Origin of the sequence: Streptomyces sp. NRRL S-495, from assembly GCF_000966955.1 — a bacterium.
In the GTDB taxonomy this organism is placed as follows: domain Bacteria; phylum Actinomycetota; class Actinomycetes; order Streptomycetales; family Streptomycetaceae; genus Kitasatospora; species Kitasatospora purpeofusca.
This window is the reverse complement of the sequence record NZ_JZWY01000427.1, coordinates 1-9,484: the sequence shown is the minus strand read 5'-3', so window position 1 is coordinate 9,484 and position 9,484 is coordinate 1. Positions and strand designations below refer to the sequence as shown.

Here is a 9,484-nt window from a genome sequence, read left to right as displayed (position 1 = left end):
AGCCGACATCGCCCAACTGCTCGGCCTGCTCGCCGAGGGGCGCTCGATACGCCTGGTCGGCCAGGCCGGCTCCGGCCGCAGCACCCTGCTGTCGGCCGTCGCCGCGGCCGCCGGCGACCTCGCCCCCGGCGGCGTGGTCCAGCTCCGCGGCCACCGGCGCACCGCCGCCGACCTGCTCCAGGAGCTCTTCGCCGCGACCCACCACGCCCCCGGCTTCCGCCCCGACCCCGGCCAGCTCGCCGAGCACCTCGCGGGCGTCGGCGCGATCGTCGTCATCGACGAGGTCGAACCCGACGGCGCCGAACTGGAGGCGCTGCTCGCCACCGCCCCCGACTGCGCCTTCCTGATCTCCTCCGCCGCCGACGGCCCGCTGCTCCCGGCCGACTCCCGGCTCCAGGACCACCTGGTGGCCGGCCTCTCCCGGCAGGCCTGCCTGGCCCTCGCCGCCCGGCTGGCCGGACGGCCCCTGGACGCGGCCGAGAAGGCCTGGGCGGTGGACCTCTGGTTCGAGTCCGAGGGCCTGCCGCTGCGCTTCGTCCAGGCCGCCGCGCTGCTGCGGCAGCGGGACGTCGCGGTGGACGCGTTGGTCGCCGCCGAGGAGGACCGGATGGACGTCTTCGGCGCCGTCCGGGAGCCCGTCCACGACCCCGACCCGGCGGTCCGCGAGGCGGCGCTGCGGGGCACCGTGCCGCTGCCCTCGGTCGCCGAGTCCACCCTCCCCGCCGTCCGGCTGGCCGAGGGGCTGAGCGAGACCGCGCAGGCCGTGCTGAGGCTCTCGGTGGCCCTCGGCGGCGAGTGCCCGACCGCCCCGCACCTGCCCGCCCTGATCGACGTCGGCCAGGGCGAGAGCGCGCTCGCCGAACTCGCCGACGCCGGACTCGCGGTCTCGATCGGCGGCCACCACCGGCTGACCGCCGGGGCGCTGGAACTGCTCGCCCCGCACTGGCCGGCCCGGGACAGCGTGGACGGTGCCGCCCAGCACTTCTCCTGGTGGGTCGGGCACTCCTCGGTCTCGCTGCCGCAGATCGCGGCCGAGGCCGAGGTGGTGATCGGCGTGCTGCTCGCCGACCGGGCCGCCGGGCGGCACGACTCGGTGCGGCGGCTGGCCCGGGCGGCGGCCCCGGCCCTGGCCCTGGCGCTGCGCTGGGGGGCCTGGGAGCGGGCGCTGCAGCTCGGCCTGGAGGCGGCCCGGCGGACCGGGGCCGGGGCCGACGAGGCCTGGTTCCACCACGAGCTCGGCGTGTACGCCCTCTGCGTCCACGAACCCGGGCGGGCCGTCACCGAGTTGGAGGCCGCGCTGACGCTGCGGTCCGCGCTCGGCGAGGTGCGCGGGGCGGCCGGGGCGCGCCGGATGCTCGATCTGCTGCGGGCCGAGGGCCGCCAGCTGTCGGCCGCGGCGTCCGCGGGCTCGGCGTCGGTCCGCAGGCCCGGTATCCGGGCCATCGCGCGGGTGCCGCTGCGGATCGGCGCCGCCGCGGCGGCCGGTCCCGGCCGGAGCAGGCGGGCGGTCGTCGCCGCCTCGGCGGCGGTGCTGGCGCTGGGCGTGCTCGGGACGGCGGTCGGGCTGACGGTGACCGGGGAGGACCGCGGCAACGACCCGCACAGCAGCAGCGACGACGGTTCCACGCTGCCCGGTGCCGAGACCTCGCCGCGCCCCTCCTCGCCCCGGCCGACGGCCTCCGGGGCCTCCTCGCCGGTCACCCTGCCGGCCACCGGAGCGACGGGTGGGCCGGTCCTGGAGCAGTCGGCGGCCGGTACCCCGTCGAGCGGTGGCGCCACCGCCTCCCGGACGCCCTCCGGCTCGCCGTCGGCCTCGGGTTCGGCCTCGGCCTCGAAGAAGCCGAGCGGTTCGCCGAGCCCGGGGGCGAGCACCGGCACCACTCCGCCGCAGACCCAGGCCCCCAACCCGCCGCAGCCCCCCGGGGGCGGCACCGGGGGCGGTACGGGCGGTGGCACGGGTGGTACCGGGGGCGGTGGGACGTCCGGTGGCAGCGGTACCCAGCCGACCGGGGACCCCAGTACGCCCCCGCCCCCGTCCACGACCTCCCCGACGGCGAGTCAGTCCCCGAGCCCGACCCCTACCCCCACCCCCACCGATACGACGACGCCGTCGGGCTCGACGAGCCCGACGACGTCCACTCCGGCGTCCTCGCCGGCCGGTTGACCGGCCGGCCGGGGGGGTCAGAACAGCTTGAGCTTGTCGTCGTCGATGCCGCGCAGCCCGTCGTAGTCCAGCACCACGCAGCCGATGCCGCGGTCGGTGGCCAGCACGCGGGCCTGGGGCTTGATCTCCTGCGCGGCGAAGATGCCCTTCACCGGGGCCAGCAGCGGGTCCCGGTTGAGCAGTTCCAGGTACCGGGTGAGCTGTTCGACGCCGTCGATCTCGCCGCGCCGCTTGATCTCCACGGCGACCGTCGCGCCGTCGGAGTCGCGGCACAGGATGTCCACGGGGCCGATCGCGGTCGGATACTCGCGGCGGATCAGCGACCAGCCGGCGCCGAGCACCTCCATCCGGTCCGCGAGCAGCTCCTGGAGGTGTGCCTCGACACCGTCCTTGATGAGTCCGGGGTCCACCCCGAGTTCGTGGGAGGAATCGTGCAGCACCTCCTCCAGCGTGATGATGAGCTTCTCGCCGGCCTTGTTCTCCACCGTCCAGACCCCGTCGGCCTCCTTGAGGACGCACGGCGGGGACATCCAGTTGAGCGGCTTGTAGGCGCGGTCGTCGGCGTGGATGCTGACGCTGCCGTCGGCCTTGACCAGGATGAGCCTGGTGGCGGAGGGCAGATGGGCGGAGAGCCGACCGGCATAGTCGACTGAGCAGCGGGCAATTACGAGACGCACGGTCGACCACGCTAGCCCACCGGGGCCAGTTGATGCGATTCCACGACGACGGGGTGAAGAATCCGCGAACCCCGCCACGATGGATGCCCTGCGATCCCGTCAAAGCCTGTCGGCACCCTGGCGGCCATCACCATAGACAGCTACGGTGTGTGACGGCTTGCTTGCGGGAGCGCTGTCAACGGGGATGGAGACTTCAGATGAACGATCCGACAGGTTCCGGCCAATCCGGCGCATGGGGGCGTATTCCCGGAGGAATCCGCCGGAACCACCGGTCTGGTCCGTCGTTGGCTGCCACGCTGTTCTGAGCGGGCGGCGCCCCGGCCGCGTCCCTCGACGGACCAGCGGCGCCCCTGCCTGGCGTGTTGCCGGAAACACGGTCGTCCGACGGCGTCACACCCGTCCGACGGTGTTCCGGACACAGACGCGCCTGCACCCTCACCCTCAGCTCTGACTTGGACTACGCATCACCGCCCGCGCGCCGCGTGGGCGGACCGCGAGAGGAGAATCCATGTCGCTCGACGTCTCACCGGCCCTGCTGGAGAAGGCCGCGCGGGACGAGGTCGACGAGCGGGAGTTCGTCGACTGCGTCCGCGTCTCCCTGCCGTACGCCTGGGAGCTGATCAGCTCGCTGGTCGCCCGGGCCGAGGTCGACGGCACCGACTTCGCCGACAACCACGTACCGCCGCCCAGCGAGCAGGCCCGCGGCCAGCTCCTGCGGGCACTGGCCAGCGACGCCATCCGGGGGGCCCTGGAACGGCACTTCGGCGTCCGCCTCGCCTTCCAGAACTGTCACCGGGTGGCGGTCTTCCGACCGTCCTCCGCCAACAAGAAGCGGTACGACCGCTTCACCTCGGTCCGTGAGCAACTCCTCAACCAGTCCGACGAACTCCGGGACTGTTAGTCGTAGTCGCCCGCTCGTCTGTGGGGCCTCGGGGCGGGGGTCGCCCGCTCGCCTGTCGTTTCCGGGTGGCCGCCGGGCCCCGTCGCGGGGGGCCCGGCAGCCGGGTGTCATCCCAGCTGCGGCAGGACCTCGGAGCCGATCCGGGCGATGTTGTGCAGGGTGGCCTCCCGGTCGCCGCTGCCCTCGGCGAGCAGCGCGAACCGGCGGATGCCGGTCCGCTCGGCGGTGGCCAGCAGCCGGTCCGCGCACTGCCTGGGGGTCCCGACCGCGTGCAGGTCGCAGAGCAGCTCGGTGTACTGGTGCGGGTCCCGCATCTTCCGCTCCCGGCCGTCCACCGTGCGGTGGGCGCCGAGCCCGAACTCGAACCAGCCGGGCATGGCGCGCAGCAGGGTGGCCCGGGCCGTCGAGGCGCGGTCGTCGACCTGGGCGACCCCGGCCGCGACGTGCTGGCGGGTGATCCGCCGCAGCTGCTCCTCGCCGCGCCCGGCCGCCAGCCAGGCGGAACGGTAGAGCTCCAGCATGTTCAGCTTGTCCTCGTCGCCGGAGTGCATGCCCAGCAGCATCGGCAGACCCCGTTCGGCGGCGGTGCGGACCCCGCCGGGCGAGGTGCAGGCGACCACCATCGGCGGGCCGGCCACCGGCCGGCCGGTGGCGGTGAGCTCCTCGGCGGAGCCGTCGGCGTCCTGGCGCTGCCGGGGGAAGCGCAGCGTGCCGGTCCGGTCGTCGAGGCCCAGCCAGGCGCCGAGGTCCGGCTGCCGGGGCGGCTCGGTGGCCCGGGGCACCACGGCGACCTCGGGGAAGGTGAACTGCGGCCCGGCCGCGCCCACCCGGGTGCCGCGCAGCCAGCGCAGCAGCAGGTCGAGCCGCTCCGGGAAGCCCCGTTCGAAGGCGTCGACACCGCCGCCGAACACCTCCAGGTCGATCCACGGGCCGCCGCGCCCCACCCCGAGCGTGAAGCGTCCGTCGGAGGTGAGGTGGAGCAGCGCCGCCTGTTCGCCGAGGGCCACCGGGTGGGTGGTGGAGAGCACGCTGACCGCCGTGCCGATGCCGATCCGCCTGGTCCGGCCGAGCAGCAGTGCGGCCAGGGTGGCGGCGTTGGGGCAGACCCCGTACGGGACGAAGTGGTGCTCGGCCAGCCAGACGCTGTCGAGTCCCGCCTGCTCGGCCGCGACGGCGGCGCGGACGGTGCGGTCGAGCGCCTCCCCGTGGGTCTGGCCGGGGAACTGCGCCGAGAGCAGGAACGCGCCGACCTGGACGGGGGCGGTGTCCGCGGTGGCGGCGCCGGTGCGCCGGTCCGCCGGCAGCGGGGTGCCGGCGGCGGCCGTCACGGTGGTGGGGGTCAGCGCCGGGCCGGGGGCCGGCGGGCGGACACCGACGGGCCGGCGGGTCTCGGCGCGGGTGCTGGTTCGGGTCATGGTGAGGCCTCCTCGGGTGCGCGCAGGGTCTGCGGGCCCCGCCTGTCCCCTCGTGAGTAGCCCATGTCATGTGCCAATGGCACGCCGAACCACCAATTTCCCAGAGAATCGGGTGGATCTCACGGGAAACAGCCGATCATCCTCCGATGCCGTGATAGTGGCCCACCCGGGCAGTGAGCGGCCGTACGCTGGAACGGTTCCCGACACCCCGCAGAGAGGTAGCCCGACGTGTCGCCCCGACGCAACCGGATCAAGAGCGCCGCCGAACCGGACCGGGCGGAGCCGGCCGCCCCGATGGGCAGCTCGATGCGACGGACCGAGAGCTACCAGGGCGACGACTGGGTGGTGCAGACGGTCGCCGGGACGGCCGGACGGCACTACCGCTGCCCGGGCTGCGACCAGGAGATCCCGCCCGGGACGGGGCACTTGGTGGCGTGGCCGCTGCACGGCGCGGGCGTGGACGACCGGCGGCACTGGCACCGGGCCTGCTGGGGCGCTCGGGAGCGCCGGGCCTCGAACCTGCTCCGCGGCCGCGGCGCTCCCCGCTACTGACCCGCACCGACCGGTCCTGACGCCCCGCCCGGCTCAGGCGTCGCGCCGCTTCAGCACCAGCGCGCCGCCGACCAGCGCGGCGACGGTCCAGGCCAGGCAGATCAGGAAGCCCGCCCACGGCCCGTACGGCTGGCCTTCCTGCTCGTAGACCAGCAGCATCCGGGAGCCCGCGTAGTCGGGGAAGTAGTGGGCGACGGTCTTGGCGCCCGGCACCGCCGAGAGGATCGGCGAGAGCAAGAAGAAGAACGGCACCAGCACGCCCAGCGCGAGGGTCTGGTTGTGCAGCATCGTGGTGACCCCGGCCGAGAAGAGGCAGAGCATCGTGAGGTAGAGCGCGGCGCCGAACACCGCGCGCAGCACGTTCGGTTCGCCCAGCGAGGTGGAGTGGTCGCCGAGCAGCGCCTGGCCGGTGAAGAAGGTCAGGAAGGCCGTCACCAGCGAGACGGCCAGGGCGAGCCCCCCGAGCACCACGGCCTTGCCGGTGAGCAGGGTGCCGCGCTGCGGGACGGCCGCCAGGGTGACCCGGATCATCCCGCTGCTGTACTCGTTCCCGATCGCCAGTACGCCGAAGACGATGATGGCCAGCTCGCCGAGGAGGATGCCGGAGAAGGCGGTGCCGGTGGCGTCGAACGGGGTGTTGTCGCTGCGGAACTCCTCGAAGTTGTTGTTGGTCAGCAGCGACAGCAGGGCGCCGACGCCGAGGGTGACCACGAAGGTCAGCGCGAGGGTCCAGATCGTCGAGCGGACACTGCGGATCTTGGTCCACTCGGAGCGCAGGACCGCGGGGAAGGACGCCATCTCAGTTCTCCTCCGTGCCGCGGGCGGCCGGCTGCCCCGCCGGCCCGCCCTTCCAGTCGGCGCCCCAGACGCCGGGTGCGCCGGCCGCGTCCCGGCCCGGCCCGTCGCCGGCGTGGTACTCCACCGCGTCGGCCGTCATTTGCATGAACGCCTCCTCCAACGAGGCCTGCTGCGGGCTGAGTTCGTGCAGCACCACGCCGTTCGCGGCGGCCAGCTCGCCGAGCGCGGCGAGGTCGCCGTCGACCACCTCGACCGAGCCCGCGGGGCCCGCCTCGTGCCGCAGTCCGGCGCCGGCCAGCGCGTCGAGCAGCCGCTCGGGCTGCGGGCTGCGCAGCCGGACGGCGGAGCGCGAGTTGCGCCGGATGAACTCGGCCATCGGCAGGTCGGCCAGCAGCCGGCCGCGGCCGATGACCACCAGGTGGTCCGCGGTGACGGCCATCTCGCTCATCAGGTGGGAGGAGACGAAGACGGTCCGGCCCTCGGCGGCGAGGCGCTTCATGAGGTTGCGGATCCAGAGGATGCCCTCCGGGTCGAGCCCGTTCACCGGTTCGTCGAACATGACGATCTCCGGGTCCCCGAGCAGCGCGCAGGCGATGCCGAGGCGCTGGCCCATGCCGAGCGAGAAGCCGCGGGCCCGCTTGCGGGCGACCGGGGTGAGGCCGACCAGGGCGAGCGCCTCGTCCACCCGGCGCACCGGGATCCGGTTGCTCTGGGCGAGCCAGAGCAGGTGGTCCCGGGCGGTACGGCCGGGGTGGACGGCCTTGGCCTCCAGCAGCGCGCCGATGTACTTGAGCGGTTCGCTCAGCTGTCCGTATCGTCTGCCGTCGATGGTGACCCGGCCGCCGGTGGGACGGTCGAGGTCGAGGATCATGCGCATCGTGGTGGACTTCCCGGCACCGTTGGGCCCCAGGAACCCGGTGACCACGCCCTGCGGGACCTTGAAGCTCAGCCGGTCGACGGCCAGGGTCTTGCCGTAACGTTTGGTCAGGTCGTGCAACTCGATCATCGCTGCTCCCTTACTCTCCGTCAGGCTATGACAAAGCGGACAAGGTGGCCCGCTGAGTGGGCCCGCCGGGCGCACCGGAATACGGTGGCCCCATGACCCAGCTCCCCTCCGCAGTGTCGGTCCGCGAGAGCGGTACCGGAACTCCCCTCGTGCTGCTGCACGCCTTTCCGCTCAGTGCCGCCATGTGGTCCGCCCAACTGGAGGCGCTGCCCGGTCCGACCGGGGACCGGGCCCGGGTGATCGCCCCGGACCAGCGCGGCTTCGGCGGTGCCGGGCTGGGCTCCGAGGAGCCCTCGCTGGACACCGTCGCCGACGACGTCGCCCGACTGCTGGACGCCGCCGGGATCGACCGGACGGTGCTCGGCGGGCTCTCCATGGGCGGGTACGTGGCGCTGGCCTTCGCCGAGCGCCACCCCGACCGGCTGGCGGGCCTGCTGCTGGCCAACACCAAGGCCACCGCCGACCCCGAGCCGGCCAGGGCCAACCGGGAGCGGATCGCCGCCGCGGTGCTGGCCCGGGACAGCGTGCGGCTGCTGCTCGACGAGCGGATGGCCGCCGTCCAGCTCGGGCCGGACTCCCAGCACCTGGTGGACCGGGTGGAGGGGATGATCGCCGCCGCCCCGCCGGCCACCGTCGCCTGGGCGCAGCGGGCCATGGCGGCCCGCCCGGAGCGGCTGGACGTCCTGGCCGGGGTGCGGGTGCCGGCCGCCGTGCTGGCGGGCGCGGAGGACGCGCTGATGCCCGTCACCGAGGCCGAGTCGATGGCGCGGGCGCTGCCGGACGCCGAGCTGACCGTGCTGCCCCGGGTGGGGCACCTGAGCGCGATCGAGGCGCCGGAGGCGTTCGACGCGGTCGCGCGCCGGCTGCTGGAGCGGGTGGTGGCGGCGGGATGAGGGAGGAACGTGCGGAGGCCGGCGGCTGGGACTTCTCCGCGTTGGAGGTGACGGGCCGGATCCCGTTGACCAACCGGGGCGAGGGGCTGCTCGAACTGACCCTGGAGCCGCTGGGGGAGGACTACTGGATGCGCCCGGGGGAGACGTTCATCGTCACCTCGTACGGCGACTACGGGCCGGGGCACCCGTTCGAGGTGCAGTACTGGCCGGACTCGGTGTCGGTCTGGTGCACCTCGTGGTTCGGCACCGTCTCGGACGACGAGGGCAACCAGCTGAGCCACGGTCACCAGCGGCCGGACGGCGCCTACCCGCGCTACGGGTTGTCCGACAACCCCTAGGGGACCGCCCGGCGGTTCCCGGGAAGCCGGACGGCCCCCGCCCGGGAGGGGCGGGGGCCGTCGTGGCTCGCGGGGTGCGTCAGCGCGACTGCTGGGCGGGCACGCCCATGGTGTCGTCGTTCGGCAGCGAGGCGGCGGCCACGGCCGCGCCGGTCAGCGTCGCCAGCATCTCGCGGACGTTGGTCAGCTGGGCGTTGATGCTGTCGCGGCGGTTGGTGAGCGCCGCCAGCTCGCGCTCGGACTCGCTGCGGATGCGGTCGGCCTTGGCGTTGGCGTCGGCCACGATGTCCTCGGACTGGCGCTGGGCCGTCTCGACGGTCTGGCGGGCGCGGCGCTCGGCGTCGGTGCGCAGCTTCTCGGCCTCCAGGCGCAGCTGCTCGGCCCGGTGCTCGATCTCGGCCAGCCGCTTCTCGGCCTTGGCCTGACGGGCGGCCAGGTCGCGCTCGGACTGCTCGCGGCGCTTCGCCAGGTTGGTCTCGAACTCCAGCGCGGCCTGGGCGGCCTTGGTGCGGGTCTCCTCGAAGAGGGCGTCCGCCTCCTCGCGCTTGTTCTGCGCGTCCTTGTTGGCCTCGGCGCGCAGCTGGGCGGAGTCGCTCTTGGCCTTGTCGACGATCCGCAGACCCTCGTCCTCCGCCTTGGCCTTGCGGTCCTTGGCGTAGTTCTCGGCCTCGGTGCGGACCTGCTGGGCGGCGGCCTCGGCGAGCTCGCGGTGCTGCTCGGCGGCGCGGTGCGCCTCCTCG

Annotated in this window: 10 protein-coding genes; 5 read left to right on the top strand and 5 right to left on the bottom strand. The window is 74.3% G+C overall.

Annotated features, from left to right (window positions below; genetic code table 11):
* On the top strand, window positions 1–2,164 hold a 2,164-nt coding region (locus VR45_RS22475), incomplete at its 5' end, for a hypothetical protein (protein WP_045941616.1).
* 17 nt (window positions 2,165–2,181) lie between these two features.
* Here VR45_RS22475 and nucS read toward each other — a convergent pair.
* Complete coding sequence (nucS, locus tag VR45_RS22470) at window positions 2,182–2,841, bottom strand: endonuclease NucS (RefSeq protein ID WP_045941615.1); 660 nt, start codon at window positions 2,839–2,841, stop codon at window positions 2,182–2,184.
* Window positions 2,842–3,349: 508 nt separating this feature from the next.
* On the opposite strand from nucS, the gene VR45_RS22465 reads away from it, so the two are divergent.
* The gene (locus tag VR45_RS22465) at window positions 3,350–3,742 is read left to right on the top strand and encodes an SCO5389 family protein (RefSeq protein WP_045941614.1); all 393 of its coding nucleotides are present in this window, start codon (window positions 3,350–3,352) and stop codon (window positions 3,740–3,742) included.
* A gap of 107 nt (window positions 3,743–3,849) precedes the next feature.
* Here the strand turns inward: VR45_RS22465 and VR45_RS22460 are convergent, their stop codons facing one another.
* A complete protein-coding gene (locus tag VR45_RS22460) occupies window positions 3,850–5,157 on the bottom strand; it encodes an LLM class flavin-dependent oxidoreductase (protein WP_078896742.1) in 1,308 nt (435 codons plus the stop codon).
* A 228-nt stretch (window positions 5,158–5,385) separates the two neighbouring features.
* On the opposite strand from VR45_RS22460, the gene VR45_RS22455 reads away from it, so the two are divergent.
* Window positions 5,386–5,709, top strand: coding sequence for a hypothetical protein (locus VR45_RS22455; protein WP_030392768.1), 324 nt, complete (start codon window positions 5,386–5,388; stop codon window positions 5,707–5,709).
* A 33-nt stretch (window positions 5,710–5,742) separates the two neighbouring features.
* Here VR45_RS22455 and VR45_RS22450 read toward each other — a convergent pair whose 3' ends face one another.
* Both VR45_RS22450 and VR45_RS22445 read right to left on the bottom strand, forming a co-directional pair.
* Complete coding sequence (locus VR45_RS22450; RefSeq protein WP_045941613.1) at window positions 5,743–6,507, bottom strand: ABC transporter permease subunit; 765 nt, start codon at window positions 6,505–6,507, stop codon at window positions 5,743–5,745.
* 1 nt (window position 6,508) lies between these two features.
* Window positions 6,509–7,513 carry an ABC transporter ATP-binding protein gene (locus VR45_RS22445; protein WP_045941612.1) on the bottom strand — a complete coding sequence of 335 codons (1,005 nt, stop codon included), beginning with the start codon at window positions 7,511–7,513 and terminating at the stop codon, window positions 6,509–6,511.
* A 92-nt stretch (window positions 7,514–7,605) separates the two neighbouring features.
* Between VR45_RS22445 and VR45_RS22440 the strand changes: the two genes are divergently transcribed.
* Together VR45_RS22440 and VR45_RS22435 are read left to right on the top strand one after the other, a co-directional pair.
* Window positions 7,606–8,406, top strand: coding sequence for an alpha/beta hydrolase (locus VR45_RS22440; RefSeq protein ID WP_045941611.1), 801 nt, complete (start codon window positions 7,606–7,608; stop codon window positions 8,404–8,406).
* The gene (locus VR45_RS22435; protein ID WP_052709289.1) at window positions 8,403–8,744 is read left to right on the top strand and encodes a hypothetical protein; all 342 of its coding nucleotides are present in this window, start codon (window positions 8,403–8,405) and stop codon (window positions 8,742–8,744) included. Before VR45_RS22440 ends, VR45_RS22435 begins: the two co-directional genes overlap by 4 nt.
* Window positions 8,745–8,823: 79 nt before the next feature.
* On the opposite strand, the gene VR45_RS22430 is transcribed toward VR45_RS22435, so the two are convergent.
* Window positions 8,824–9,484 (bottom strand): cellulose-binding protein (locus tag VR45_RS22430; RefSeq protein ID WP_045941610.1); only part of this gene is annotated, 661 nt, incomplete at its 5' end.

What these genes read in the sequence shown, in the direction of transcription:
- VR45_RS22435 (WP_052709289.1), top strand. Translation starts at nt 8,403, where the DNA reads ATGAGGGAGGAACGTGCGGAGGCCGGCGGCTGGGACTTCTCCGCGTTG.
- VR45_RS22445 (WP_045941612.1), bottom strand. Translation starts at nt 7,513, where the DNA reads ATGATCGAGTTGCACGACCTGACCAAACGTTACGGCAAGACCCTGGCC.
- VR45_RS22440 (WP_045941611.1), top strand. Translation starts at nt 7,606, where the DNA reads ATGACCCAGCTCCCCTCCGCAGTGTCGGTCCGCGAGAGCGGTACCGGA.
- VR45_RS22465 (WP_045941614.1), top strand. Translation starts at nt 3,350, where the DNA reads ATGTCGCTCGACGTCTCACCGGCCCTGCTGGAGAAGGCCGCGCGGGAC.
- VR45_RS22450 (WP_045941613.1), bottom strand. Translation starts at nt 6,507, where the DNA reads ATGGCGTCCTTCCCCGCGGTCCTGCGCTCCGAGTGGACCAAGATCCGC.
- VR45_RS22460 (WP_078896742.1), bottom strand. Translation starts at nt 5,157, where the DNA reads ATGACCCGAACCAGCACCCGCGCCGAGACCCGCCGGCCCGTCGGTGTC.